We start from the raw sequence: 24,791 nt of genomic DNA on the forward strand, positions 1-24,791 counted from the left end.
GGTCTATCCGAGCACCGGGTAGTTCGCGCGGAAGACGTTGTGCGGGTCGCGGGCCCGCTTGATCTCCCGCAGCCGTGCGAGCGTGCTCCTGGAGAAGGATGTCGCCGCCGTTTCGCCGGGGGACAGCATGGTGTACGGCTTGCGGCCGCTGATGTAGGTCTCCAGGTCGGCTATGACCTCGGCCTGCCTGGCGCGTGTCGCGTCGGCTGCGTGTGGCAGGCCGAGGCCCAGCAGGCCGAGCAGGTACGGCTCCGTCACCGCGCCGCTCGCGCCGGCCCCGTCGCCGGCCTCGGTGAGTGCCCCGCCGAGGTGTCTGATCTGCACGTTGATGAGTGGGTCGACCGGCTTGGCCAGCAGGAGTTCCACCGCGTCCGTGTCCAGGCCGGTGAGCAGTTCCGCACGAGCGATGGAGGGGGCAGGATCGGTGGGTTCGGCGGTGATGCCTCCCAGGTCGGCCACCGGGACGACGCCACGGGTGTCGGAGATCGCGCCTCCGATCTTGTCGATGCGCGTCAGCAGGTCCTCCGCTTGAGCCTTCTCACCGAGGTAGGCCAGGTCCAGGGTGACCATCGGCGGCGCGCCGGGGGGCTGGAGCCGGTTGATCCAGACACTCAGTTCACGCGGCGCCTCGGCGGCGATCTCCAGGAACGCGTCGTACACCTCGCTGGTGCGGTGCTCCGGCCAGATCACGCGTCCGCCGTACAGGGCCGGCGCGGGATACAGTTCGAGTTCGAGGGCGGTCACCACCGCGAAGTCCCCGCCGCCGCCGCGCAGCGCCCAGAACAGCTCCGGATCGGACTCGGCGCTCACCCGGCCCGGCTCGCCGTCGGCGTCCACGATGTCGATGGCCCGCACGCTGTCGGAGGCGAAGCCGTGCTTGCGGCTGAACCAGCCGACGCCGCCGCCCAGGGTGTAGCCGGTCACGCTGACCCCCGGCGCGCTGCCGGACAGGCCGGTCAGGCCCAGCGGACCGGCCGCCGCCAGCACCTGCCCCCATGTGGTGCCCGCGCCCACTCGGACCACGCGCTCCTCCGCGCGTACCTCAATGTCGTTCAGCAGGCCGGTACGCAGCAGGATCAGGCCTTCCACATCACCCGAGGCGCCATGCCCGCTCGGCTGCGCGGCCACCGTCATGCCCGCCCGCCGCGCATAACGTACGAGCGCCGCCACGTCATCGGCGTCCGCGGCCTCCGCCACGGCCGCCACCGGCTGCTTGATCGTCAGATTCCAGGCGGTGGCCGCCTGTTCGAAACCGTCGTCCTCGGGCAGGAGCACGCGCCCCTTGAGGACACCGCGCAGATCATTGATGGTCATCGTCTTCTCCTTAATTCGAGTTCTCAGAAATGCGAAGGAACACTGTGGTGCAGGGGGCTCCGGGCCACCCTGGGCCGATGGGATCAGGCGGGCTGCGGGGCGGGCGCGACCTTGCGGGTCTCGCGCATCATCAGCAGGCCGTTGACCACCATCAGCGTCGCGGTCAGGCAGTGGACGCCGAACGCGGTGGCCACGGAGCCGTGGTGAGCCAGCACCGTGGTCATGTCGCCGTACGCGGCGAGGGCCTCCACCAGCAGCACCCAGCCCAGTGCCCGGCGGTGGCCCGTCACCAGCAGGACGCCCAGGACCAGGGCCAGGACGACGTCGCGGACTCCCTTGATGATCAGGAACCCGTCGCCGTCGCCCGACGGCCAGCCCGGCAGGCCGAAGCCCGGCGCCACCGTCTCCGGGCTCAGGATGTACTCCGTCCCGAACCAGAGAATGAAGAGGATGAAGGCGGCGGTCAGGACAGTGTTGATCTTCTTCAGCGACATTGTTCTTCTCCTTGCGCGTTTCCGGCGGCTCGGTGAGCTCGTGTGGGGCCTGGTCAGGCGGCGCGTACGCGGCTGATGTGGCGGGCGTAGCGCGGGCGGCCGACGATGTGCCAGATGCCCCGTACCGGAGCGGGAAGGGCGGACAGGAGCGTGGCGCGCTCGTCCGCGCCGGCGGCGGCCTCCCACGCCGGGACCGCCGCGTCCAGCCTGGCCAGCGTGGCCGCGACGTGCTCGTGCTGGGCCTCCATGCGCAGCACGATGTCGGCCTCCAGATCGACCCGCGACAGCAGCGGCGGCCAGAGCAGCTCGTCCTCGCCCTCGTGGTGGTTCTTCAGTCCCAGCCGGTAGTCGCGGAAGTGGTCGGCGATCACCTTGGCGCGAGCGGTGTCACCCGGGGCGACCGCCGCGACGAGCTCTATCAGCAGCCGCGACTCGCGGCGGAAGGCGCGGTGGACGATCTCCATGTCCTGGGTGTCGACGCTCATTTCGTTCCTGCCCTTCATCGGTTCGACGTGTTCAGGCTGCTCCCGGGCGTTTGGAAGGCACTTGGAACCGATTTGGAACACCCGCGCGCGTACGATGTTCCACGTCATGGTCTTGATCCGGGTTCTGGGCTCTTTCGGCGCCGAGGTCAGCGGCGAGCCCGTTCCCCTGGGCGGGCCGCGGCAGCGCGGCGTCCTGGCCCTCCTGGTCGCGGCGCGCGGACAGGTCGTGCCGGTCGACCGGATGATCGAGGACCTGTGGCGCGGCGAACCGCCGTCCCGTGCGCTGGCCTCCCTGCAGGCGTACGTCTCCAACCTGCGCCGGCTGCTGGAGCCCGGCCGCCCGCCCCGAACCCCGGCCCGCCTCCTGGTGAGCGCGTCCCCTGGCTACGCACTGCGGCTGCCGCCGGGGTCGGTGGACGCGTGGCGTTTCGAGGACCTGCTCGACGAGGCCCGCACGCTCACCGAGCCTCGGGCTGCCCGCGCCCGGCTGGCCGAGGCGCTGGGCCTCTGGCAGGGACCCGCGTTCGCCGAGGTCGCCGACGAGCCGTGGGCCGCCGCCGAGACCGCCCGCCTGAACGAGCTGCGCCTGGTCGCCCGCGAGCTCCACGTCGCGGCGGGCCTGCGGACGGGCGATTCCGCCTCGGTGGTCCCCGAGGCCGAGCGCCTCACCCGCGACGAACCGCTCCGCGAAGAGGGCTGGCGCCTGCACGCCCTGGCGCTGTGGAGCAGCGCCCGCCAGGCCGACGCCCTGGCGACGCTCCGCCGCGCCCGCGCCGTCTTCGCCGACGAACTCGGACTCGACCCCGGCCCCGACCTGGTGGCCCTGGAAGAATCGATCCTCGCCCAGCGCATCGACATCCTCCGCACAGCCGTCCCCCCACCGTCAGCCACCGCGCCCTCGGCCACCGCGTCCTCACACGCCACGCCCTGGCGCGATCCGCGCCTGCACGACGCGTCCCCGCACCCCGTGACCTGGCACAACGCGGCCCCGCATCGCGCCGCCTCGTTCGTGGGACGGGAGGGCGAACTTGCCGCGCTGGTCGCGGCCGCCAAGGAGGCTGCCGCCGACGGGGTGCGCGTCGCTCTTGTCACCGGGGAAGCGGGGCTGGGCAAGTCGACGCTCTTGGAGCACCTCGGCGCGCGGCTGGAGCGCGACGGCTGGCTCGTCGCCGCCGGGCGTTGTCCGGAGGTCGACGGCGCGCCACCCGCGTGGGCGTGGGTCGAGGCGTTGCGGGCCGTCGCCGCGGCCGTTCCTCTGGGGAAGTTCGCGGAAGACCTGGCGCCGCTGCTCTCCGATTCCACGCCGGTGGACAGCGACGCCGCCGCCGGTCGGTTCCGGCTGCGCCGGGCCCTGTGGGGCCGGCTCGCGGCGGCCGCCACGGAACGGCCGGTCGCCGTCGTGCTGGACGACCTGCACTGGGCGGACACGACCACGCTGGAACTGCTCGGCGGCGGCGTCGGCGTGCGGGCCCCGATCCTGGTCGTCGCGGCGTACCGCCCGGACGAGAGCGAGCACCTCACCGAGACGCTGGGTGCGCTCGCCCGCGCCACGCCGCTCCGGATGGCGCTGCCCGGGCTCGACGGCGCGGCGGTGGCCCAGCTCGTACGGGCCGAGAGCGAGGCCGACGACGCGACCGTGGCCGGGATCGCCGAGCGCACCGGCGGTAACCCGTTCTACGTGCGGGAGAGCGCGCGGCTGCTGAACGGCGAGGGCGCGCTGGTCGCGCTCTCCGAGGTCCCCGAGGGCGTACGGGACGTGTTGCGGCGGCGGCTGGCAAGACTCCCCGAGAGCGGCGTGTCCGTCCTGCGGCTGGCGGCGGTGGCCGGCAGGGAAAGCTCGGTGGACGTGCTCATGCGGGCCGCCGACGCCGACGGCGACGTCGTGCTGGACGCCCTGGACGCGGGCGTCATCACCGGGTTGCTCGACGAGCCAGGGCCGGGGCGCGTCCGGTTCGTACACGCGCTGGTCAGGGACACGCTGGTCGCCGACGTCAGCCGGTTGCGGGCCGCGAGGATGCACGCCAGGATCGCCGCCGCCCTGGAGGGCACCGGCGACGTCACGGCGCTCGCCCACCACTATGCGCGAGCGGGGTCGCCGAAGGCCGTCGGCTATTGCGTGCGAGCCGCCGAGCTGGCCGAGGCGCGTTACGCCCACGACGTGGCGGCCGCCCTCCTCACCGACGCGGTCGCCAACTCCAGCGAACCGGACGAGCGCGTCGCCCTGCTCGGCAGGCTGCTCCGGGCGCAGATCAGGGCCGGGGCCGTCGCTGCGGCCAGGGACACGCGCGAGCAGGCCGTGGAGTACGCCGAGTCGATCGGCCGCGATGACCTGATGATCGCCGCGTTCACCGCCTGGACCGAGCCCACCTCCTGGCAGGCCCGCACGTACGGCACGGTCGACCGTCCCATCGTCGGCCGCCTCAGCCGCCTGCTCAGGCGGACCGGTCTCACCCCCGAAGCGCGGTCCCGCCTCCTCATCGCGTACGCCAACGAGCTGGTGGGCGAGGACGATCCGACGGTCATGGCGGCGGCGCGGGAAGCCCTCGACCTCGCCATCGATCCCCGCCTCCGGGCCGCGGCGCTCCAGGCGCTGGCGCGCGCCTCAGGGCGGGACGAGCACTCCCGCGAGCTGGTGGAGATCGGAGTCGAGCACGACCTGCCCGTCTACCGCGTGACCGGGCTGCTCAACCAGGCCGCGAACGCCGCTGCGGCCAACGACCCGGCGACGATGCGCCGCGTGACCAGGGAGGCGCTCGACCTCGCCCGCGCCTACCGGATGCCGGAGGCGATCGGCGTCGCCGAGATCGCGCTGGCGACCCTGGTGCTCGTCGAGGGCCGGTTCGCCGACGCCGAGCGCCTCTACGCCAAGGCCGCCGAACGCATGGAACGCGCTGGATCGGTGCACACCGGCTTCGCCGGCCTCGCGCTGGCGGCGATCTGGCTGAACGTCGGGACGCTCGGCGACCACGTGGACGACGTGCGCGCTCTCCACGAGGAGCTCGGCCCGATGGCCGCCGACCTGCTCGCCCTCGCCCTCCACGCCGCCGGCCGCGGCGACGAGGCACGCCGGGCCCGCACGTCACCGAGCCCGATCCGGCCCGACTTCTTCTTCACCTTCCTGACCACCCTGCGCGCCATGGCCGCCATCGCACTGAACGACACCGGCGCCGCTGAGGAGTGCTACGCGGCCCTGCTCCCTCACCGCGACGGTCCTCCGGCCGGCGCCGCCAGCCTGTCGCTGGCCGTGCGCCCGGTCGCCCACACGCTCGGCGAGCTGGCGTTGCTGCTGGGCCGCGACGACGAGGCCGCCGCCCACTTCGCCCGGGCCGCCGCCGTCGCCGACCGCTGGAACGCTCCCCAGTGGTCCGCCCTGGCCCGCGCACACCTCTGACCAGCCCGCCCGGCCGGTGATCGGCGAACACCTCTGCGCTGCCCCCCGGGGGCCGGGGGCTGTTCCGCAAGACTGTTCCAGCGAAGGGGCCCTGGTCAGCCGCGCCCTTGCCCGTCGGTGGCGCGCCCGTCCGGCTCAGGAGGCCGGGGAGCGGTCTGGCCGGGTGTGTCGCTGGTCGGCCGCGTCCAGTGCGGGGGCGAGTGGTGCGAGGGCGCCGCGCAGGAGGTCGGGCAGCGAGCCGGACACGACGACGAGCCCGCCGGACGCGGAGCCGGGCCGTACCCAGTCTTCGAGCGCGACGCGGACCGCGGCGGCCACGCTCGCGGCGAGCACCCGGGCGGTGTGCCGGCCGGTCTCGCCGAGCCGCTCGTGGATCGCCTCGGCCAGGGGGCGCTCGATCGCGGTGGTGGCGCCGATGAACGCCTCGCGCAGGGCGGGGCGGGTGGTGATCATCAGCAGCGCGTCGCGCCCGTGCTCGCCCGGGTCGGTGTAGTGCTCCACGATCGCGTCGATGACCGCCTCGGCCAGGCCCGTCCCGGCCGGGCGGGCGGTCACGGCCGCCGCGACGCGGGCCTCGCGTTCGGCGGTGACGGCGGCGACGATCGCCTGCTCGCGGCTGGAGAAGTAGTTGTTGTAGGTGCGCGGCGAGACCCCGGCGGCCTCGGCGATGTCGTCGACGCGTACGTCGTCGGGCCCGCGCTCCAGGGCCAGCCGCAGCGCCGCCTCGCGCAGCGCCACTCGGGTCGCCTGCTTCTTGCGCTCGCGCAGCCCCGCCTGCCGTGTCGTCACGGTCCCACCCTTCCATCAAACGTGCGCATACGCAAACTTGCGTGTACGCAACTTTTGTCTGTAGCGTCGGGAACCCGTCCCTGACAGGAAAGAGAGCGCGGACACCCATGCGAGCCAAGGGCATCAGCTACGACACCGGCTTCGTCCACCCGGGGGGCACCTCCCGCAAGCACTTCGATCCCGACGTGGTCAGGCGCGAGCTGGCCATCATCCGTGACGACCTGCACTGCACGGCGGTCCGCGTCATGGGCGGAGATCCCGAGCGGCTGGAGCTGGCCGCCACCTACGCCGCCGACCTGGGGCTGGAGGTCTGGTTCTCGCCCTACCCGCTGAACGCGACCGCCGAGGAGATGCTGGCGCTGTTCGCCGACTGCGCCGAGCGGGCCGAGCGCCTGCGGCGGCGGGGAGCCGAGGTCGTGTTCGTCGCCGGCGCCGAGCTGAGCGTGAAGAACAAGGGGTTCGTGCCCGGCGAGACCGAGTCCGACCGGCTGGAGGTGCTGCTGAACCAGCGCGAGCGCCTGCGGGAGCTGGCCGGGCAGATCAGCGCCCGGGTCAACGACTTCCTCGGCAGGGCCGTGGCCGTGGTACGCGAGCGTTTCGCCGGCAAGGTCACCTACGCCGCCATCCATTTCGAACGCGTCGACTGGGAGCCGTTCGACATCGTGGGCATGGACCTGTACCGCTCGGCCGAGGTCGCCGACCGGTTCGGCCAGGGCGTCCGCGCGCTCGTCGAGCAGGGAAAGCCGGTCGCCGTCCTGGAGTTCGGCGCGGCCACCTTCCGCGGCGCGGGCGAGCGGGGCGCGCGCGGCCTGGAGATCGTCGAGTACGCCGCCGACACCGGCCTGCCGCTGCGCCTGGACGGCGTATACGTACGCGACGAGGCCGGCCAGGCGGCGTACGTGCGGGAACTGCTGGAGATCTTCGACGAGGCCGGCGTCGAGGCGGCGTTCGTCTTCACCTTCGCCCTGCACGACTTCCCGTACCGCCCCGGCGGCGACGGACGCGACGACCTCGACCTGGCCAGTTACGGCATCGTCAAGGTGCTCCCCGACGGGCACGGCGCCACCTACCCCGGCCTGCCGTGGGAGCCCAAGGCCGCCTTCGGCGCGCTGGCCGGCCACTACGGCCGCTGATCCGCCCCTTCGACACTGGATGCGAATGATGAACACCACCACCCCGGCCGCGGCCGGCGGCGCCTTCCTGCTCGGCGGTGACCGCCGGGTCAACCGGCTCGGCTTCGGCGCGATGCGGCTGGCACTCGGCGGCTCCGTACGCGACCCCGATGCGGCCGTCGCGGTGCTGCGCCGCGCCGTGGAGCTCGGCGTGAACCACATCGACACCGCCGGCTTCTACGGAAACGGCGACCTGCGCTCGCACGAGCTGATCAGGCGGGCGCTGTCGCCGTACCCGGACGATCTGGTGATCGCCACCAAGGTCGGCCCGATCCTGGAGGGCGGCTTCCTGCCGACCGGCGAGGCCGGCGCCGGGCAGCTGCGCGGCCTGGTCGAGGAGGATCTGCGCCGCCTCGGCCAGGACCACCTCGACCTGGTGTACCTGCGGGTGAGCGGCACTCCGGGCGAGTCGCTGGGCGAGCGGTTCGCGGCGCTGGCCGAGCTGCGCCGCGAGGGGCTGATCCGGCACCTGGGGGTCAGCAACGTCGATGCCGCCCAGCTGGCCGAGGCGCGGGCCGTCGCCCCGGTCGCGGCGGTCCAGAACCGCCTCCACCTCGGCGGCGACGGCTCCGGAGAGCGTGGCGTGCCGGCGCTGTGCGAGCGGGCCGGCATCGCCTTCGTCCCGTACTTCCCGCTCGGCGGCGGCAGGCACAGCATCGAGACGCCCCGGCTTGCCGGCGTCGCCGCCCGCCACGGGGCGAGCACCGCGCAGATCGCCCTGGCCTGGCTCCTGGCCACCTCGCCGGTGACGCTGCCCATCCCCGGCACCAGCTCGCTCGACCACCTGGAGGAGAACGTCGCGGCCGCCGCCCTGCGCCTGACGGACGGCGACCTGGCCGCCCTCGCCTGACGGGGCGGCGACCTGGCCGGCTGAGCGGGGCAGGGCGGCGGTCAGGCCGGTTGAGCGGGACGGCTACGGATTCTGGAAGGCGACCTCCGGGTTCGCGGCCGACGGGCCGTCCAGCAGCGGCTCGCGCTCGCCGCGCAGGTGCCGGTCGAAGAACGCGCCGACGTACGCCCGGGTGATCTCGCCCGATCGCTTCCCCGGCAGCGGGGCCGACGGGTCGGTCATGCCGAGCTGGCCGCCCAGCACCGGCAGGTCGATGAAGGTGAAGTGCCCGGAGTCGGCCACGGTCAGCCAGCGCTTCCAGCCGTCCAGCCGCTGCCAGGCCTGACGCCAGGTCTGGTCGGCCGAGCCGGGGGAATGCCCGGCTTTGGTGCCGATCATGAGCAGGGGCCGCCTGCCGAGGCCGGAGGCCGGGATCGGGGCGAAGAACGTGCCGTCCAGGTTCGCGCCGGCGCGGACGCGCCGGTCGGCGGCCATGACGGTGGCGGCGGCGTTGCCGCCCAGGGAGTGGCCGGCGGCGCCGATGCGGCGCGGGTCGATCATCTTCCAGCGCTTCCAGCTCGGCCGGTGCCCGCCGGTGCGGGTCAGCTCCCCGATCACGAAGGACAGGTCGGCCGCCCGCCCCCGGGCGGTCTTGGCCAGCAGTTCGCGTCCGGCCGCGTCGGTGGGCGCGCTCTCGATCGTCCGGCAGGCGACGCAGGTCAGGGTGCGCCCGCCGGGGAAGGCGGCGCCGAAGGACTCGTAGGCGTGGTCGACGAGCGCCACGACGTACCCCTTGGAAGCGAGCTCCTCGGCCAGCGTCGTCAAGGTGGCGCGGTTGAGGGTGAAGCCCGGCGACAGGAGCACCAGCGGATGCCTGCCGGCGGCGGGGCGGGCGCCGGAACGCGCGTTCACCCGCACGCCGGACAGCTGCGCCGCCGTGTACGCGGTGTCGAGCTTCAACCCCTTGAGCAGGAGAGCGGCCTCCTCGACGGTCATGTAGGGGACGGCGTCGCCGCCGCCGCGCGCCGGGTAGTACATCGACACCATGAGCTCGCGCGCGCCGGCCGCGGGCACCCAGGGGTCGCGGCGCTTCTCGTCGACCAGGTGCAGGACGTCGCGCCCGACCGCGTGGCGCCCGGTGGGGCGGGGGATCGCCACCGTCTGGTCAGCCGCTGTCCGGTCAGCCGCCGTCCGGTCAGCGGCCGCGGACGGCGGGGCCGTGATCGTCGTGGCGGCTCCCAGGGGGAGGGTCAGGGTGAGGAGGACGGCCGCGGTGGTGCGGCGGGATCTGGTCATGGGGCCAGAGCCTAGGAAGGCGCCCCCGCCGCCCGGCACCGCCGTTCGGCGGGTGCGGGCCCTTACTTTCGTCAACGGAAGCGCTGGTAGTCCTCGGGTACGGGGATGGCGAACCGCTCGCACAGCGCCGACACATCGGCCCAGTCGTCGGCGTCGACGGCGTAGCCCGTGTGGAAGCGCACCAGCCACTCGGGGGTGACGCAGTTCACCTGCCGCTCGCCGATCCGGCCGGCACCGGTCAGGGACCCCGCCGGATACCGGTGACCGTTCTCGGGCGGGCCGAGGACGCCGTCGCCGTTCTCGTCGAAGACGATGACGTGGAAGTCGATCTGACGGCCGCCGTCGTCGCCGAGGACGAAGTTCCACGCGCTGGTGTCGGGGCGGGGCACCGGCCGGTATCCGCGCCCGCGCAGCGCGGCCGTGGCCGCCGGCACGTCGTGCTCCTGCACCGCGATGTCCAGGTCGGCATGCGCGCGCGTCTGGGAGCCGAGGCAGGCGTCCACGGCCCAGCCTCCGTCCACCCACACGCGCACGCCCGTGCGTTCCATCAGCGCCAGGAACTCCAGGACGTCGCCCTGCCTCATCCGGGGTCGGCTCACGCCCACCAGTGTGCCGTGTCGCTGGGGCAGCTCGTCCAGGGACGCGGGGTGAATCAGGACGGTCGTGACTCCTCCGCTCCCAGAGGGGAGCGGCTTCTCGCTTCCCTCGCTTGAGGCAGGCGACGGACATGCCCTGCCCGTTTCGAACACGAAAACCATCAGGGAAGCGATTCCCCTGCCGGGTGAATCCAGCCGTCTCCCGCTAGACCTGATGGACCAAGGTCGCGGTGACGTCGAGTAACTCTACGGGCTCCGGCGCGCGTCCTCCTGGCCGCTGTCGGTGATCGTCTCCCCGGTTCTGGCACGCCACCGCCGGCGCAGGCTCCGGTAGAAGAAGCAGAGACCGGCGTCGGCGCGGTTTGCCGATCACCCGCCGGCGGCCGCGGCGGCGAGGTAGGAGATGACGCACACCGCCACCTCCAAGGCCTGCGACCCTCCGGCGTCGCAGGCGTGCTCCCGCCCGGCGGTGGAGGGGGATGGCGTGACGGCGGGCTTCACGCCCGCCACGACGGCCACGACGTGGCCCTCGCGACGCGGATATCGCGCCACGGGGAAATCACCGATGAGTTCGGGCCGCCCGCCCGGTCTGTATGTGCGGCAGATGGCCCGGCACGGGGTCGCGCGAAACGGAGGACAGCGACATGAGCGGTGTACGGCTGGGAGTCATGCTCCCCACCGGTGGAGAGCACGCCACGCCGGAGGCGATCGTCCAGGTGGCGCAGGAGGCGGAACGGGCCGGGCTCGGCTCGGTCTGGACGTACGAGCGGCTGCTGCGGCCGACCGTGCCGATCGCGATGGGCGGCGAGGGCGGGCCGGTGATGGATCCCCCGGCGGCGTTCGCCACCGTCTACGACCCGCTGGAGGTGCTCGGGCACGTCGCCGCCCGCACCGAACGGATCCAGCTGGGCACCAGCGTGGTGGACGCGCTGTTCCACAACCCGGTGGTGTTGGCCCGCCGGATCGCCACGCTGGATCGCCTCAGCGGCGGCCGGCTGCTGGCCGGGGTCGGGCAGGGCTGGATGTCGCAGGAGTTCGAGGCCGCCGGAGTGTCGATGAAGCGGCGCGGCGCCGGCTTCGAGGAGCACCTGCGGGCGATGCGCGCGGTGTGGGGGCCCGACCCGGTGCGGTTCGAGGGGCGCTTCCACCGGATCCCCGAGTGCGAGATCGGCCCCAAGCCGGTGCGCGAGGACGGCCCTGCCCTGCTGGTCGGCGCGGCCTCACCGGCCGCGCTGGAGCGGGCGGCCCGGTTGGGCGCCGGTGTGAGCCTGGTGGTCTTCGACTGGGACCAGCTGGCCGGCATGATCGCGGCCTACCGGGAGGCGGCGCGGACCGCCGGCCTGCCGGCCGGCCCGGTCGTGGTGCAGGTCAACGGGGCGGTCAGCGCGAAGCCGCTGGACGAGCGGACGCCGCTGACCGGCTCCGCCGAGCAGGTCGCGGCGGATCTGGACCGGCTGGACCCCCTGGGCGTCGAGCACGTCTTCTGGGCGATGCCCGGCGCGCCGGAGGAGTGCGTGGCCTCCATCGCGCCGCTGCTGACCCGCTGAGGACGCCACCGGCGCCGGCGTCTAGGCGAACCAGATGATCTCCTGCCCGTGCGAGCGGGTCCAGGCCAGCGGCCTGCCGTCGAGGGCCAGCACGTTGTGCAGCGCCTCGCCGGGCGGCGCGGCGGGCAGCGGGGCGTCGACGGGCAGGAACTCCGCGGCCTCGTTCGCGAGCCAGTGCCCGGGCAGCGAGGCCACGACCTGGGCGAACGCGGCCCGCCGTGGCGACGGCACCTGATACAGCACCGAGCTGTGGAAGACGACCAGTGTCGCGCCTGGCGGGGCCTGCGCGGCCAGCGCCGGCAGCCCGTCGACCAGGTCGGCCCGTACCAGCAGCGGCGGGTCGGCCGCGGCGACGGCCGCCGCGGCCCGCAGCCGGGCGCGGCGGTGGGCGTGTTCCGGCCAGATGAGGGCCTGCAGCCACGCGGCGTCGGCGGGGTCGGTCACGTCGAGCGGGTTCAGGTCCAGCCCGGCCCGCCACACCACCCGCGGCAGCCGGTCCGGCGGCGTCATGGCGTGTGCCGCGCACTCCAGGACGGGCTCGCCGGTGCCGAGCGTGTGGTCGCCGTAGCGGTAGGCGTAGCGGTCGGGGTAGAGGCACAGCCCGGCGGAGGCGCCGACCTCCAGCAGCGCCAGCGGCTGCGGCAGCGCGGCCAGCACCGGCAGCAGGACGGCGCACCGGCCGGGCTCGTTGGTCTGGGTGCCCCGCGTGCGGATCTCCGCCTCGATGCCCGGCCAGTTGGCCATGGTGAACGCGTGGAAGGCGGCCGGGTCCTCGACCGGCCCGCCGAGCAGCCGTACGACGCCGAACAGCAGGTTCGGCTGCTGCTTGGCCTCGGGCAGGCGGGCGAGCAGGTCGAGCACGTCGCGCTGTCGCGACACGGCGCGGGCCAGGCGCTCGTAGATGGGCGAGACGCCGCGGGCCTCCTGCACGGCCCATTCGGCGTATCTCTTGGCGATCGTCACATTCCACCCTCTACCCGCGCGGAGGGGCGGGCGCGAGCGGTCAGCGCAGCACGGCCTCACCCGCACGGGGGCGCAGCCCGGGCGCCAGGGACACGGTCACCAGCACCGAGGCGGCCGCCATCGCGGTCATGGACCAGGCGGGGGAGGTCGCCTGCGCGAGCGCGCCGCCCAGCGCGGCGCCGATGCCCTGCATGGTCATCATGCCGGAGGAGTGCAGCCCGAGGGCCTGCCCCCGCACGTCGGCCGGAGTGAGGGCGACCAGCCGCTCCTGCAGCAGCAGGCTGGCCGCGTACCCGGCCGAGGCCAGCGTGATCGCCGCCGCCGCGACCGGCAGCGGAGGATCCACCATGAAGATCAGGTACGGGGCGGCCAGCAGCAGCCGCAGCGGTGCGGCCAGCCGCTCGCGCCACCGGCCGGGCACGAACCGTCCGACGAGCACGTCCCCGGCCAGCATGCCGCCGGCCGCCAGGGCGAACAGCAGGCCCGCGTGCCCCGGCGCGTACGGCACGAACAGCGCCTCGCAGCCGACGATCAGCCCGTTGGGCACCCACAGGGCCAGGTAGACGTAGCGGCGCGGCGGCGACGCCCACAGCCGTACGTTGTTGCGCCAGGTGGCGGTGACCGACGGCCGCCCCACGGCGCGGGCGGGCCGCCGCGCCAGCCCGAGGCAGGCGATGAGCGCGGCGGCCAGGTCCAGGCCCGCCGCCACCAGCAGGGTGCCGCGCGGTGACAGGGCGTTCAGCAGCAGCCCGCCGGCGGCGAACCCGCAGATCTGCGTGATGCCGACCGACATGTTGAGCACGGACCGGCCGAGCAGGTAACCGCGCTGCGGGAGGATCTCGTTCAGCAGCCCGTACCGTACGCCGCCGCCCAGCGAGGCGACCAGCCCGAGGCCGAACAGCACGGCGAAGACCGCCCACACCGGCAGGCCGGGCACCGCCATGACGGCGGTGCCGGTGGCGAAGGCGGCGGCCAGCGCGGTCAGCGCGGCGCGCGGCGGCAGCCGGTCGGCCGCCGACATCAGCGCCGTCGCGCCGATCACCTGGGCGAAGGAGGAGCCGAACATGGCCAGGGCCGCGAGGAACGGCGAGCCGGTCGCCGCGTAGACGAGCGTGCCCAGAGCCAGGCCGCTCACCGTCGAGGCCATGGAGTGCACGGCGGAGGTGGCGAACAGCGGCGTGAACTCCGGCGCGCGAAACAGCTGCCCATACGTACGCATGCGTGCATCCCACCGGCCCCGCCGCCGCGGCTGTTAAGGTTTCGCCCGGAGGCGAAACATGGGCTGGTGGCAGGTCGACGCGGACACGCTGGCGGGCAGCCGGTTCGTCGTCTCCCCGCTCACCGAGACCACGGCGGGCCTGCTGACCCTGGCCCAGGGCACGGCGGCGCATCCCGGCGAGCGCGCCTGGCTCGATGCCCACCTGCCCGCCTACCGGCGCCGGCTGGCGGCCGACCCGATCGACGCGCTGCTGCTGCACGCCGCGCTCGGGCACCACTGGATCGCCGACTTCCTCGTCCCCGCCCCCGACGGGCCGGCCCACTTCGCGGACGAGCTGGAACGCGTCCGCGCGACGCCCGCCGAGACCGTCCACGCCGATCTGGCGGTGTCGCTGGGCGGGCCGCCGCCCGCCGCGCTGGAGCGCCCCGACCTGGCCGAACGTGCCGCCGGCCTGCTGGAGTGGGTGTGGCGGGAGACGATCTCGCCGTCCTGGCCGCGCCGGCGCCGGGTCATCGAGGCCGACATCGTCGCCAGGTCGGAGCGGCTGAGCCAGGGCGGCTGGTCGGCGGCACTGGAGGAGCTGCGGCCCGGGATGGTGCGCTGGCTGGGGGAGGGCCGGCTGCAGATCAACACCAACGACCGCCCGCCCAGGGACATCTCGGGCGCCCGGCTGCGGTTCGTGCCGGTGACGCCGACGTGCGGGTGGGTGAGCTGGCAGCTGCCGCACCGCTACGCCGTGGTCTACCCGTGCTGGGGGCCGCTGGCCGACGCGGGCCGGCCGCCGGTGCCCGACGCCCTGGCTCGCCTGCTGGGGCGGGCGCGGGCGGGGGTTCTGCTGCTGCTGGCCAGCCCGAAGAGCACGACCCAGCTCGTGGCGCTGACCGGCCAGGGGCTGGGCTCGGTGGGCCGCCACCTGAAGGTCCTGCTGGACGCGCGCCTGGTGCGGCGCCAGCGCCTGGGGCGGACGGTGCTGTACGTGCGCACGGAGCTCGGGAAGTCGCTGGTCGAGGGCCAGCACGACACCTGATGCGCCCGCTCGGCCGGGGTGCTCAGGCCGGCCCTGGGTGCTCACGTCGGCTCGGGCGCCCGGATTGGCTCAGATGGTCAGGTCGGCTCGGGCGCTGAGGCGGTGACCTCGGCCAGGCGGCGCAGCAGGTAGCGGCGCTCGGGCTCGGCGCCGGCCAGGGCCAGGGCCTGCCGGTAGGACTCGGCGGCCTGCTCGTGGCGCCCCAGGCGGCGCAGCAGGTCGGCGCGGGTGGCGGGCAGCAGGTGGTAGCCCTCCAGCGACCGCTGCCCGGCCAGCCGGTCGACCAGCTCCAGCCCCGCCGCCAGCCGGCCCGCCATGGCGATGGCCACCGCCCGGTTGAGCTCCACCACGGGGGAGGGCAGCAGCCGCGCCAGCCGCCCGTACAGGACGGCGATCTGCGGCCAGTCGGTCTCGCGCGGCCCGGCGGCGGTGGCGTGGCAGGCGGCGATGGCGGCCTGCACCTGGTACGGGCCGGCCGCGCCGCGCGCGAGCGCCTCCTCCAGCACCCGCACGCCCTCCTCGACGGCGGCGTGGTCCCAGCGTGCGCGCTCCTGCTCCTCCAGGGGCACCAGCGCGCCGTCGGCGCCGGTCCTGGTGGCGTGGCGGGCTTCGTGCAGCAGCATCAACGCCAGCAGCCCGCCCGTCTCGGGCTCCGACGGCAGCAGGGCGGCCAGCAGCCGGGCCAGCCGGACGGCCTCGCCGCGCAGCACCGTTCCCCGGCCCTCGCCGGGAGCGGCGTCGTAGCCCTCGTTGAACAGCAGATACAGCACCCCGAGCACGGCGCGCAGCCGGCCGGGCAGCTGGTCGGGGCCGGGCACCTGGAACGGGATGCCGGCCGCGCGGATCTTGCGCTTGGCCCTGACCAGCCGCTGCGACATGGTCTGCTCGGGGACCAGGAACGCCCGGCCGATCTCCGCGGTGCTCAGCCCCGCCAGCGTCCGCAGTGTCAGCGCGATCTGCGCCTGCACGGGAAGCGCCGGATGGCAGCAGGTGAACATCAGCCGCAGCCGGTCGTCGGGGAAGTCGTCCACGACGGGTGGCGGCCCCGGCGCGGGCTGTTGCGCGGCGGCCTGGCGGAGCTTGGCGGCGCCGGTGGCGGCGCGTCGCAGCCGGTCGGTGGCGCGGTTGCGCGCGGCCGTGGTCAGCCAGGCGCCCGGCCGCTCGGGCACGCCCTCGCGTGGCCAGCGTTCCAGCGCGGCGGCGAACGCGTCCTGGGCGCACTCCTCGGCCAGGTCCCAGTCGCCGGTCCAGCGGATGAGCGTGGCGACGATCTGCCCCCATTCGCGGCGGAAGACCCCGTCCAGCCCGTCCACGGCTCCCGGTACGTCGGTCGCCGCGTGCTCCAGCCCGTCGGCGGCTCCAGACAGGTCGGTCATGGCTCCAGCAGCGGCCTGATCTCGATCGAGCCGTAGCGGGCCACGGGATGGCGGGCGGCGATCTCGACGGCCTCGCTCATGTCGGCGCACTCGATGACGCTCACCCCGCCGATCTGGTCCTTGGTCTCGGCGAACGGCCCGTCGGTCAGCAGCATCTCGCCCTCGCGCACCCGCACCGTGGTGGCCTCGCGGGCCGGACGCAGCGCGAGCCCGCCCTTGATCACGCCGCGCCGCGTCATCTCCTCGCTCCAGCCGCCGCACCCGTCGCGGGCGATCTCCTCGGGCACATCGGACTCGTCGAGTCCGATCATCAGCACGTACTTCATGCAATGCGAGGATAGCCACCGGCTCCGACGTTCCCGGCGAGCCCGCGAGGGGGCGAGGTCAGGCGAGCGCGGCCAGCCGGCGCAGGCAGTGCCGCAGGACGGCCAGCGTCACCGGACGGGCGAGCGGCCACGCGGCCTGGCCCAGCACGCCCAGAGGCAGCTCCAGCCGTTCGGCCCAGATGACGCGGCTGCCGCCGTCCTGGGCCCGTACCCGGAAGGCGCCCTCACCGCGCACGAGGCGTCCGGTGTGGGCGACCCGCACCAGCGACGGCGGCCGCCAGCAGGTGATCGTCATGGTGTCGAGGAACCCGAGCGGCCACAGCCCGGTGTAGGCCTCGATCGTGTGCTCGTCCTCCTGCCGGGCCCGGGTCATGATCATCCACTCCCCGTGCCGGTCCCAGTCGGTGATCAGCGCGAACACCCGCTCCGGCGGCGCGGGGACGTGCACGGCCGCCGCCGCGTACGCGGGCCTCACGACCGCTCCGGCGTGCCGGGGCCGCTCGCCGCGCACGGCGCTGTCCAGGTCAAGGAGAAATCCACCATGGAACGGTGCTGCCCGCATCCGCGCCGGATGACGCCGCCCGAGCCGCCGGTCATGAAGGCCTCCGCTCCCGAAGGCGTCCCCAGCCGCCAGGTGGCTGATCGACTCGGGCCGGTCCCCGGCCACATCCCTGCGATCACATCAGGTCGCCGCGGACGCGTGGAGCGTGCGGCGGACGGCGTCGCGGAGCCAGCGGTGGGCTCCGTCCGCTGCCTGGCGGGGGTGCCACGCCATGCCGATGGTCAGCGGCGGCAGCGGCAGGGAGATGTCGAGGAGCCGCAGCCCGAGGGCGGTGGCGGTGTGGGTGAGAGGCGATTCGGGGTTGCCGGGGAGCGCGGCGGGGACGAGGCAGACGACGTCGCTGCGGACCGCCAGAGCCATCGCCGCCAGGTGGCTGGGGAGGACGGCGGTGACCCGCCGGTAGAGGTTCCGCTCGGCCAGGGCGGTGTCGAGCGGGCCGGTGAACCGGCCTCGCCGGCTGACCACGACATGTTCGGCGGCGGCGAGCCGCGCCGGGTCCAGCGGGTCGTCGGCGAGGGGGTGGCCCGGGCGGACGGCCGCCATCATCCGGAGCGTGACCAGCTCTTCGACCTGGGTCTCCGGGTCCACGTGGTCGATGGATCCGACCTCCAGGTCGATCCGGCCGTCGCGGAGGGCCGGACCGGCCTCCAACTCCTCCGCCCGGAGCCGGAACGAGACGCCCGGCGCCTCCTGCCCGGCCAGGCGCAGCAGCCCGGGGGCGAGCGCCGCACCGACCAGGTCGGCGGCCTGGAGGGTGAAGGTGGTGCGCAGGGTGGTGAGGTCGGTGCCGTCGGCGGGGCTGAGCAGCGATCCGAGGCGGCGTACCACCGCGGCGGCTTCGTCGCGCAGAGCCAGGGCGCGGGGGGTGGGGACCATGGCCTGTCCGGCCCGCACCAGGAGCGGGTCCTGGAGGGTACGGCGGAGCCGGGCGAGGGTCCGGCTCATGGCGGCCGGGGAGGTGCGCAGGCGGGCCGCGGCGCGGGTGACGCTCTGCTCGGTCAGCAGCGCGTCCAACGCGACGGCGAGGTTGGCGTCTAGGGCCGAGCGTGGGCTGTTCACCAGCATAATTCCATTTCGAGCAATAATTCCTTGCTGAAGTTCCCATTGTGGCATCACCAGGGCGTTCCTCAGGATGGAGGCGCATCCATCCGACACGAACCCTTGAGGTTTTTCATGATCGTCATCACTGCCCCCACCGGGAACATCGGCCGTCACCTGCTCACCCGGCTGCTGGAGTCCGCCCCCGCCGCCGGTGAGAAGCTGCGCGTGATCGTGCGTGACGCCGCGCGGCTGCCGGACGCGGCACGCGGACGCGTCGAGGTGGTCACCGGGTCGCACGGCGACGCCGCGGTGGTCGACAGGGCCTTCGAGGGCGCGGACGCCGTCTTCTGGCTCGTCCCCCCGGACGCGTCCCTGACCCCGGAGGACGCCTGGATCGGCTTCACCCGCCCCGCCGCGAAGGCGCTCGCCGCCCACGGGGTCGGTCACGTCGTCGGCGTTTCCGCCCTCGGCCGAGGCACCCCGCCGGCCGGCCGCGCCGGACTCGTCACCGCCTCATTGGCGATGGACGACCTCCTGGCCGGCACCGGCGTCGCCTACCGGGCCCTGGCCTGCCCGTCCTTCTTCGAGAACCTCCTGGAGGAGGCCGCCTCGATCCGCGACAAGGGCGTCTTCACCGACGCCGTGGACGCCGACCGCAAGGCGCCCCTGGTCGCCGTCGCCGACATCGCGGCCGCCGCCGCCGGACTGTTGCTGGACCGCTCGTGGACCGGCACCGGCAGCGTCCCGGTCCTCGGACCGCAGGACCTGTCTCCCGACGACCTCGCCCGCATCATGACCGAGCAGCTCGGCCGTCCCGTCCGCTACGAACGCCAGTCGCTCGACGAGCTGCGCACCGACCTCGTCGGCCACGGCCTCGACGAGGCGTTCGTCCAGGGCATCGTCGACATGAAGCGGGCCAAGAACGAGGGCCTCGACGCCGGTGTCGCCCGCACCCCCGACACCACCGGCCCCACCACCTTCGAGCACTGGTGCGCCCAGGTCCTCAGGCCCGCCGTCCTCTCCTGAAGCCCGTTGCCGTCACGACCATGTGGGAGACACCCATCATGCCCATCAAGGAAACCGAACCGCCGGTCACCGCGTTCATTCTCGTCAAGACCACGCCCGAGTGGCTCGCACTGACCGTCCCGGAGCGGATCGACGCCTTCACCACCCAGATCGTCCCCACGATCGAGGCCAGGACCACCGGCGTCCGATCACGCTTCTACGACACCGAGTTCTACTCCGCACGCGTCACCGACGTCTGGGTCTGGGAAGCCGACGATCACCACGCCTACCAGCTCCTCATCGACGCGCTTCGCGAAACCCCGTTCTGGGACCGCTACTTCGAGGTCGTCGACATCCTCGTCGGTACCGAGAACGGCTATGCCCGCAACTACGACGTCGCCCCCGTTGCCACCATCAGCACCTGACACGCTGCTCCGTATCAGGCAACGTGACTCTCCGCTCGGATGCGCTCGGTGGACGCGGGTCCTCGCAGGTCAAGGGCGCACGTCAGCCCGCTTCAGTCAGCGGCCTTGGTCGATGACGTCGTGGAGGTACCGCATGGCGAGCTTCTCGGCGTGGTGGCGCCGTTCAAGGGCCGCTCCGCCGGCATCGGACCATCGGCGGTAGAGATCGACGGTGGCGAGGAGCGCCCGTCCGGCTTCGTGCCGGTCGTAGCCGCACAGCGTCGCCTGGAGGTCGCGCGCCTCTTCCGGCGCGATGGTCTCCAGGTGGCGTACGCCGCGGGGGATCGCACCCACCCGGAGGGCGGCCAGGGGGCCGAGCACGGTCTCGCGCAGGTAGGTGAGGAAGCTGATGGTCTCGAACAGCTCCCCGCGGCCGAGCTTCGTGGCGCCGTAGTGCACCCAGATCCAGAATCGGTCCTCGATCCACTGGAGGTCGAACGCCGGAGTGACCGGCGGCTGCTGGGCAAAAGCGCCGGCCAGAAGGCCGTCCCGATCCCACAGGATCTCCGGATCCTCCGTCCGCTCGGCGAAGTCGGAGGCCCGGACGAACTTGAAGTCGACGTGCAGGAGAGGCGGCCCGACGAGCGTGATGATCAGGCGAGGCTCGCCGACATGTTCTCCGGTGAATCCGGCCACCAGCGAGGCCCAGGAGCCGATCAGCTCGAGCCGCTCCCGCATGACCGCGTCGTACGCCTCGTCTTCGATGACCACGATCAGGTCAATGTCGGAGTAGACATCGGGGTGGCCTCCCACGACGGACCCGGTGATCGCCACGCCGGCCACGCGCGCATCCTGCCGGATCCGAGGAAGCACGTCGCTGAGGAACCGGCTGTGCAACGAGGGGACGTCCATCTGCTTTCCTTCCGATCGGAGCAAAGCAGGCCACCGTAACACTCAGCCGGGCGGGAATCGCAACCCGAATTTCTCACATCGGTGTTGAGCGTTCCGAAGGACGGCGCCCACGAAGCAGCCGGCCGCCGAGGAGGGTCGCGCAGGACCCGACGGTCAACAGGCCGCCGACGAGGAAGGTGCCGCGTACGTCGGCGAGCGGTATGACCAGTGCCCCGAGCGCGGCACCCGCCGCGATGCCGGCGTTGTAGGCGCCGGAGTTCGCCGCGAGGGCGGTGTCGGTGCGGCCCGGCGCGCAGTGCAGCATCGTGTTCTGCGTGGTCATGAACACCGGCCCCAGTGCACCGCCCATCAATATCAGGAACACCACCGCCGCCACCTGATGAGCGCCGTACGCGTACAGGCCGAGCATGCCCACCGCCTGCGTGGCCACGGCGGTGGCCAGCGCGGACTGCGGAAAACGGTCCAGGAACGCCCCGGTGATGCTCACCCCGGCCAGGCACGCGACACCGAAACCGACGAACAGGACGCTGACCGTGCCCGGGGAGAACCCGCTCACGTCTCCCAGGAACGTCACGATGTAGGTGTATCCCGTGAACGCCCCGGTGGCGGACAAGGCTCCGGCCGCCAGCACCGTGCCGAACCGCCGCACGTCGGGACTGGCGGCGTAGGCGGCGGGCTCTTCTTCCGGGCGCGAGGTCGGCAGCAGGACGGCGATCGTCACCAGGGAGACCAGCCCCAGGGCCGCCAGCAGGGCGATGGGCACCTGCCAGCTGCTCTGCCGGCCAAGCCAGGTCCCGGCGGGAACGCCGAGCACGAGGGCGAGCGAACCGGCGACGGACAGCGCCCCGACCACACGGCCCCGGACTCCGGGCGTGAACAGGCCCACCGCGACCGGCCCCATCACGGCCCAGAACAGCGCCTGGGCGAGCGCGGTCAGCAGTCGCGCCACGAGGAGCAGCCAGTAGGAGGTGGCCAGCGCCGCAACGAGGCTGGACACCACGAGCGCGGCGAGCAGTCCCGCGAGCACATGGCGTCGGGGCACGGAGCGGACGGCCTGGGCGATCGGCACCGATGCGATGGCCACCGTCACGCCGTAGCCGGTGACCAGGAGACCGACCGCTGACAGGGACACCCGGAGGTCTTCGGAGATGAGCTCCAGGAGTCCGACCGGCAGGTTCTCGGCGGTGTTGAAGGTGAGGGCGGCCAGCATCAGGGCCCCGAGCACCGCGTGTCTGTGCCATGGAGCCGGTCGCCGCGTGGTCCTACGGCCTCGTCCAGTTCTCGCCCATCGCACCTGCTCGGTGGCACCGTCCATGCAGATACCCCACCAAGCTCACCACTTCCACCGCAACCGAATACATCGGCTCAGCGGATCGTTGGCGGTGAAGCTGATCATGGTATCGGTGCCGGCAGCGGTAGCGTCCTGGGCTGATGTGGAGCGACGGCTGGGCATCCTCTTCACCGCTCTCACCACCGGCGTGCCCGGGTCCCCGAGCGAGCTGATCCGCACCGCCGTACGAGCTCTGCTGGTCCACCACCAACCGCATCACCGATCCCTGGCTGCTGGGCGAGACGGTCCGCCACCGGCCACGGCTCCGCCAGGGGATCCTTGATCCTTCTCGGTGGCGACGGCGGAGGCGGAGACGAGCGTCGCGGCGGCGAGGCCGCCCCAGAGGGCGGCCGAGCCGTGGGAGGCGAGAACGGTGATGACCGCCGGGGAGACGGCGAGGCCGAAGCCCGTGGAGAGCTGGAAGCGGGCGAGGGCGCGTCCCAGGACAGGGGCCGGGGCGAGGGCGGTGACGAGCGCGGTGGCGCTGCCGGCATAGATGATCTCGCCGATGGTGCAGACCACGGAGACCGCGGCGACGGCCGGGGCAGCCCAGCCGTGTCCCAGTGAGGTGGCCGCGAGGAAGCCGAGGTAGGACGCGGCGAGCACCACGCCGGCGACAGCCAGCACGGTCCGCCGGGAGAAGCGGGACATCAGGACGGTCACGGGCACCTGGAGGGTGACCACCAGCACCGTGTTCGCCACGAAGACGGCCGCCGACCACGCCGGGGATGCGTGCAGCCGGGTCACCAGGACCAGGGGGAGCGCGACCTCGGGGACGTTGAGGCAGAAGACGTAGACGACGTTGGCGGCCAGCAGCGCGCGCATCCGAGGTGCGGGCCCGTCGGCGCTGTCCCTGGCCGGAGCAGCGGCCGGACGCGCGTGCAGATGGACCGACCATGCCAGGGCCGCCGCAGCGAGATAGGCGAGCCCCGTGACGGCTGCCAGCGCCTGCAGCGCGGTGGTGCCGCCCGCCAGGCATGCGGCGGCGAGGAGGGCGCCCGCGCCCAGGCCGGCGTTGCGCAGGGCGCGGCCGGCCGCGAGGGCGGCGTCGCGTTCACGGCCGTGGGCGACCGTGGCCACGACAGCCGCATGGGCGGCCGGCCACGCCTGGTTGCCGATGCCGAGGAAGAGTGCCGCCCCGGCGAACAGCCAGACGTGCCCCGCCGGCGCGGCCAGCAGCAGTACCACGCCCACCACCCGCACCAGCATCGACGCCGCCACGACCGCGCTGCGTGCGCCCCGGTCCAGCCACCGGCCCACCGCGGGCATGCACGCCAGAGCCACGACGACGCCGGCCGTCATCGCGATGCCGGTGGCCGGCGCGGACAGCCTCAGCACCGTCACCCCGTAGAGCAGCAGAAAGGGCCGCAACAAGCCGGTGCCGAGCGCGTCCACGGCCAGGGCGACGGCATAGCGGGGGCCTCCGGAGGCACGGACGAGGGCGCGCGCCCGAATCTTGGTGGTGGTTGCCATGCCGTCAACGGTGCGTTCAGCGGGCGGGCCGGCCATGTCGATTGACGGATACCGTCAACCGACGCGGTCGCCGGCCATTCGACCAGCGAGAATGAGGGAATGGCGTTGAGGATCGACATCGGCGGCCTGCCGTCCGCGCGGCTGCGGTTCGCGGCCTCCCCGCTGGCCGAGCTGACCGCGATGCTGCACGTGCTGGCCGAACCCGGGCATCACCCGCAGCTCGCCGGCTGGGCCGGGGACGTCTGGGCCGGGCTGCGGCCGGAGCTGGCCGAGCGGCTCAGGGAGGCGGAGTTCCTCTGGCGTTCCTCGCGAGCCGACTTCCTGGTTCCCGCCCGTCCCCGGCCGACCCTCGCCGAGGAGCTGGACGATGTCGACCGGATCGACGACGAGACCTATGTGACCGCCGCGCTCATCACCACGTGCGGCAGCAACCGGGTCCACTTCGCCGCGCCGTCACCGCTCGCCGACGCGACGGCGCGCGAGCGGGCCCTGGACCTCGCCCAGGCCCGCGGCGCGCTCCAAGAGGCCTTCGCGGAACGGCTGCTCGCGGACCCCGCAGCCGTGCGGGCGCGGGTGCGTGACACCCTCGAACAGTGCGCCGAGGCCTTCTTCGACGCCGCCTGGGCGGGCGTCGCCGTGCGGCTCGCCACCGACCTGCGCCTGAAGAACGACCTGCTGAAGCGCCAGGGCATCGGGGCGGCACTCGCGTCGATCTCCAGCTCCGTCACCCTGGCGCCGGACGGCGACTGCATCGTCGTGGACAAGTTGCAGGACAACGCGACCACCGCCCACGGCACCGGGATCACCTTCCTCCCCACCGTCTTCGGCCGCCCCCACCTGGTGGCGGTCCACGCGACCGGTTGGCAGCCGGTGCTGCAGTACCCCGTCGCCGAGCCGAGCCCGTCGGAGCCGGTATCGCTGGAAACGGTCACGCTACGGCTGGAGGCACTCGCGCATCCGGTACGGCTGCGGCTGCTGCGCACCCTGGCCCGCGGCCCGCACACCACCGGTGAGCTGGCCCACGCATGGGAACTTTCACCCCCGGAGGTCTCCCGCCACCTCGCCGTCCTGCGCCGCGCGGGCCTGCTCACGGCCCGGCGGCAGGGCCGTTACGTCCGTTACTCCGTCAATCTGCCCGATCTGACGGCGCTGGGGGCCGACCTGCTGGCGGCCGTCCTGCGCTGACGAGTGCGCCCAGGGCCGTCAGGCGGGCCTGTCCGGTGGGGCGGGGCGGGCGGCC

The 24,791-nt window shown here is 73.6% G+C and carries 24 protein-coding genes; 8 read left to right on the forward strand and 16 right to left on the reverse strand.

What is annotated here, in order from left to right; genetic code table 11:
* Positions 1 to 3: 3 nt before the first annotated feature.
* The 3 genes from FH608_RS41435 to FH608_RS41445 form a co-directional block, all read right to left on the reverse strand.
* Complete coding sequence (locus tag FH608_RS41435; protein ID WP_139636182.1) at positions 4 to 1,314, reverse strand: FAD-binding oxidoreductase; 1,311 nt, start codon at positions 1,312 to 1,314, stop codon at positions 4 to 6.
* Between the two features lie 83 nt (positions 1,315 to 1,397).
* On the reverse strand, positions 1,398 to 1,808 hold the full coding sequence (locus FH608_RS41440) for a DUF4267 domain-containing protein (RefSeq protein ID WP_139636184.1): 411 nt from the start codon (positions 1,806 to 1,808) through the stop codon (positions 1,398 to 1,400).
* Between the two features lie 53 nt (positions 1,809 to 1,861).
* Positions 1,862 to 2,293, reverse strand: a complete 432-nt coding sequence (locus tag FH608_RS41445) for a hemerythrin domain-containing protein (RefSeq protein WP_139636186.1) — start codon at positions 2,291 to 2,293, stop codon at positions 1,862 to 1,864.
* Between the two features lie 106 nt (positions 2,294 to 2,399).
* Between FH608_RS41445 and FH608_RS41450 the strand changes: the two genes are divergently transcribed.
* Complete coding sequence (locus FH608_RS41450; RefSeq protein ID WP_139636187.1) at positions 2,400 to 5,684, forward strand: BTAD domain-containing putative transcriptional regulator; 3,285 nt, start codon at positions 2,400 to 2,402, stop codon at positions 5,682 to 5,684.
* Positions 5,685 to 5,819: 135 nt separating this feature from the next.
* Here FH608_RS41450 and FH608_RS41455 read toward each other — a convergent pair whose 3' ends face one another.
* Positions 5,820 to 6,473, reverse strand: coding sequence for a TetR/AcrR family transcriptional regulator (locus FH608_RS41455; protein WP_139636189.1), 654 nt, complete (start codon positions 6,471 to 6,473; stop codon positions 5,820 to 5,822).
* A gap of 107 nt (positions 6,474 to 6,580) precedes the next feature.
* On the opposite strand from FH608_RS41455, the gene FH608_RS41460 reads away from it, so the two are divergent.
* Complete coding sequence (locus tag FH608_RS41460) at positions 6,581 to 7,606, forward strand: hypothetical protein (RefSeq protein ID WP_139636191.1); 1,026 nt, start codon at positions 6,581 to 6,583, stop codon at positions 7,604 to 7,606.
* A 25-nt stretch (positions 7,607 to 7,631) separates the two neighbouring features.
* Positions 7,632 to 8,495 carry an aldo/keto reductase gene (locus FH608_RS41465; protein WP_226900367.1) on the forward strand — a complete coding sequence of 288 codons (864 nt, stop codon included), beginning with the start codon at positions 7,632 to 7,634 and terminating at the stop codon, positions 8,493 to 8,495.
* Positions 8,496 to 8,558: 63 nt separating this feature from the next.
* Here the strand turns inward: FH608_RS41465 and FH608_RS41470 are convergent, their stop codons facing one another.
* The 3 genes from FH608_RS41470 to FH608_RS41480 all read right to left on the reverse strand — a co-directional run bounded on the left by FH608_RS41470 (position 8,559) and on the right by FH608_RS41480 (position 10,918).
* Positions 8,559 to 9,770 carry an alpha/beta hydrolase family protein gene (locus tag FH608_RS41470; protein ID WP_139636193.1) on the reverse strand — a complete coding sequence of 404 codons (1,212 nt, stop codon included), beginning with the start codon at positions 9,768 to 9,770 and terminating at the stop codon, positions 8,559 to 8,561.
* A 71-nt stretch (positions 9,771 to 9,841) separates the two neighbouring features.
* The gene (locus FH608_RS41475; RefSeq protein ID WP_193318924.1) at positions 9,842 to 10,369 is read right to left on the reverse strand and encodes a nucleotidyltransferase domain-containing protein; all 528 of its coding nucleotides are present in this window, start codon (positions 10,367 to 10,369) and stop codon (positions 9,842 to 9,844) included.
* Positions 10,370 to 10,735: 366 nt separating this feature from the next.
* Positions 10,736 to 10,918 carry a hypothetical protein gene (locus FH608_RS41480; protein WP_139636197.1) on the reverse strand — a complete coding sequence of 61 codons (183 nt, stop codon included), beginning with the start codon at positions 10,916 to 10,918 and terminating at the stop codon, positions 10,736 to 10,738.
* Positions 10,919 to 11,010: 92 nt separating this feature from the next.
* On the opposite strand from FH608_RS41480, the gene FH608_RS41485 reads away from it, so the two are divergent.
* Positions 11,011 to 11,913 (forward strand): TIGR03619 family F420-dependent LLM class oxidoreductase, encoded by a 903-nt coding sequence (locus tag FH608_RS41485; protein ID WP_193318925.1) that lies wholly within the window; start codon positions 11,011 to 11,013, stop codon positions 11,911 to 11,913.
* Between the two features lie 21 nt (positions 11,914 to 11,934).
* Here the strand turns inward: FH608_RS41485 and FH608_RS41490 are convergent, their stop codons facing one another.
* Positions 11,935 to 12,876, reverse strand: a complete 942-nt coding sequence (locus tag FH608_RS41490; protein ID WP_139636201.1) for a DUF2332 domain-containing protein — start codon at positions 12,874 to 12,876, stop codon at positions 11,935 to 11,937.
* A 40-nt stretch (positions 12,877 to 12,916) separates the two neighbouring features.
* Positions 12,917 to 14,095, reverse strand: a complete 1,179-nt coding sequence (locus tag FH608_RS41495) for an MFS transporter (RefSeq protein ID WP_139636203.1) — start codon at positions 14,093 to 14,095, stop codon at positions 12,917 to 12,919.
* Between the two features lie 58 nt (positions 14,096 to 14,153).
* On the opposite strand from FH608_RS41495, the gene FH608_RS41500 reads away from it, so the two are divergent.
* Positions 14,154 to 15,122 (forward strand): ArsR/SmtB family transcription factor, encoded by a 969-nt coding sequence (locus FH608_RS41500; RefSeq protein ID WP_139636205.1) that lies wholly within the window; start codon positions 14,154 to 14,156, stop codon positions 15,120 to 15,122.
* 77 nt (positions 15,123 to 15,199) lie between these two features.
* Here FH608_RS41500 and FH608_RS41505 read toward each other — a convergent pair whose 3' ends face one another.
* The 4 genes from FH608_RS41505 to FH608_RS41520 all read right to left on the reverse strand — a co-directional run bounded on the left by FH608_RS41505 (position 15,200) and on the right by FH608_RS41520 (position 18,445).
* Positions 15,200 to 16,498 carry an RNA polymerase sigma factor gene (locus FH608_RS41505; RefSeq protein WP_139636207.1) on the reverse strand — a complete coding sequence of 433 codons (1,299 nt, stop codon included), beginning with the start codon at positions 16,496 to 16,498 and terminating at the stop codon, positions 15,200 to 15,202.
* Positions 16,495 to 16,824 (reverse strand): YciI family protein, encoded by a 330-nt coding sequence (locus tag FH608_RS41510; protein WP_139636209.1) that lies wholly within the window; start codon positions 16,822 to 16,824, stop codon positions 16,495 to 16,497. Before FH608_RS41510 ends, FH608_RS41505 begins: the two co-directional genes overlap by 4 nt.
* 58 nt (positions 16,825 to 16,882) lie before the next feature.
* On the reverse strand, positions 16,883 to 17,386 hold the full coding sequence (locus FH608_RS41515) for an SRPBCC family protein (protein ID WP_139636211.1): 504 nt from the start codon (positions 17,384 to 17,386) through the stop codon (positions 16,883 to 16,885).
* A 120-nt stretch (positions 17,387 to 17,506) separates the two neighbouring features.
* A complete protein-coding gene (locus FH608_RS41520; protein ID WP_226900368.1) occupies positions 17,507 to 18,445 on the reverse strand; it encodes a LysR family transcriptional regulator in 939 nt (312 codons plus the stop codon).
* A gap of 114 nt (positions 18,446 to 18,559) precedes the next feature.
* Here FH608_RS41520 and FH608_RS41525 point away from each other — a divergent pair, with 114 nt between their 5' ends.
* Entirely contained in the window at positions 18,560 to 19,453 is an 894-nt protein-coding gene (locus FH608_RS41525; RefSeq protein ID WP_139636213.1) for an NAD(P)H-binding protein, read from the forward strand.
* A gap of 38 nt (positions 19,454 to 19,491) precedes the next feature.
* On the forward strand, positions 19,492 to 19,857 hold the full coding sequence (locus FH608_RS41530) for a darcynin family protein (protein ID WP_139636215.1): 366 nt from the start codon (positions 19,492 to 19,494) through the stop codon (positions 19,855 to 19,857).
* Between the two features lie 96 nt (positions 19,858 to 19,953).
* On the opposite strand, the gene FH608_RS41535 is transcribed toward FH608_RS41530, so the two are convergent.
* The 3 genes from FH608_RS41535 to FH608_RS41545 all read right to left on the reverse strand — a co-directional run bounded on the left by FH608_RS41535 (position 19,954) and on the right by FH608_RS41545 (position 23,551).
* Positions 19,954 to 20,748: a nucleotidyltransferase domain-containing protein gene (locus tag FH608_RS41535; protein ID WP_139636217.1), complete on the reverse strand. Its 795-nt coding sequence runs from the start codon at positions 20,746 to 20,748 to the stop codon at positions 19,954 to 19,956.
* 73 nt (positions 20,749 to 20,821) lie between these two features.
* A complete protein-coding gene (locus FH608_RS41540) occupies positions 20,822 to 21,973 on the reverse strand; it encodes an MFS transporter (protein WP_139636219.1) in 1,152 nt (383 codons plus the stop codon).
* Between the two features lie 321 nt (positions 21,974 to 22,294).
* Positions 22,295 to 23,551, reverse strand: coding sequence for an MFS transporter (locus tag FH608_RS41545; RefSeq protein ID WP_193318928.1), 1,257 nt, complete (start codon positions 23,549 to 23,551; stop codon positions 22,295 to 22,297).
* A gap of 99 nt (positions 23,552 to 23,650) precedes the next feature.
* Between FH608_RS41545 and FH608_RS41550 the strand changes: the two genes are divergently transcribed.
* A complete protein-coding gene (locus FH608_RS41550) occupies positions 23,651 to 24,736 on the forward strand; it encodes a helix-turn-helix domain-containing protein (protein ID WP_139636223.1) in 1,086 nt (361 codons plus the stop codon).
* The last annotated feature ends 55 nt before the right edge of the window (positions 24,737 to 24,791 follow it).

Origin of the sequence: Nonomuraea phyllanthi (assembly GCF_006334985.2) — a bacterium.
GTDB classification, from domain to species: Bacteria; Actinomycetota; Actinomycetes; order Streptosporangiales; family Streptosporangiaceae; genus Nonomuraea; species Nonomuraea phyllanthi.

Coding starts and splice junctions, on each gene's coding strand:
- FH608_RS41435 (WP_139636182.1), bottom strand. CDS start 1,314: ATGACCATCAATGATCTGCGCGGTGTCCTCAAGGGGCGCGTGCTCCTG.
- FH608_RS41440 (WP_139636184.1), bottom strand. CDS start 1,808: ATGTCGCTGAAGAAGATCAACACTGTCCTGACCGCCGCCTTCATCCTC.
- FH608_RS41445 (WP_139636186.1), bottom strand. CDS start 2,293: ATGAGCGTCGACACCCAGGACATGGAGATCGTCCACCGCGCCTTCCGC.
- FH608_RS41450 (WP_139636187.1), top strand. CDS start 2,400: ATGGTCTTGATCCGGGTTCTGGGCTCTTTCGGCGCCGAGGTCAGCGGC.
- FH608_RS41460 (WP_139636191.1), top strand. CDS start 6,581: ATGCGAGCCAAGGGCATCAGCTACGACACCGGCTTCGTCCACCCGGGG.
- FH608_RS41465 (WP_226900367.1), top strand. CDS start 7,632: ATGATGAACACCACCACCCCGGCCGCGGCCGGCGGCGCCTTCCTGCTC.
- FH608_RS41470 (WP_139636193.1), bottom strand. CDS start 9,770: ATGACCAGATCCCGCCGCACCACCGCGGCCGTCCTCCTCACCCTGACC.
- FH608_RS41485 (WP_193318925.1), top strand. CDS start 11,011: ATGAGCGGTGTACGGCTGGGAGTCATGCTCCCCACCGGTGGAGAGCAC.
- FH608_RS41495 (WP_139636203.1), bottom strand. CDS start 14,095: ATGCGTACGTATGGGCAGCTGTTTCGCGCGCCGGAGTTCACGCCGCTG.
- FH608_RS41500 (WP_139636205.1), top strand. CDS start 14,154: ATGGGCTGGTGGCAGGTCGACGCGGACACGCTGGCGGGCAGCCGGTTC.
- FH608_RS41505 (WP_139636207.1), bottom strand. CDS start 16,498: ATGACCGACCTGTCTGGAGCCGCCGACGGGCTGGAGCACGCGGCGACC.
- FH608_RS41510 (WP_139636209.1), bottom strand. CDS start 16,824: ATGAAGTACGTGCTGATGATCGGACTCGACGAGTCCGATGTGCCCGAG.
- FH608_RS41515 (WP_139636211.1), bottom strand. CDS start 17,386: ATGCGGGCAGCACCGTTCCATGGTGGATTTCTCCTTGACCTGGACAGC.
- FH608_RS41525 (WP_139636213.1), top strand. CDS start 18,560: ATGATCGTCATCACTGCCCCCACCGGGAACATCGGCCGTCACCTGCTC.
- FH608_RS41530 (WP_139636215.1), top strand. CDS start 19,492: ATGCCCATCAAGGAAACCGAACCGCCGGTCACCGCGTTCATTCTCGTC.
- FH608_RS41535 (WP_139636217.1), bottom strand. CDS start 20,748: ATGGACGTCCCCTCGTTGCACAGCCGGTTCCTCAGCGACGTGCTTCCT.
- FH608_RS41545 (WP_193318928.1), bottom strand. CDS start 23,551: ATGGCAACCACCACCAAGATTCGGGCGCGCGCCCTCGTCCGTGCCTCC.
- FH608_RS41550 (WP_139636223.1), top strand. CDS start 23,651: ATGGCGTTGAGGATCGACATCGGCGGCCTGCCGTCCGCGCGGCTGCGG.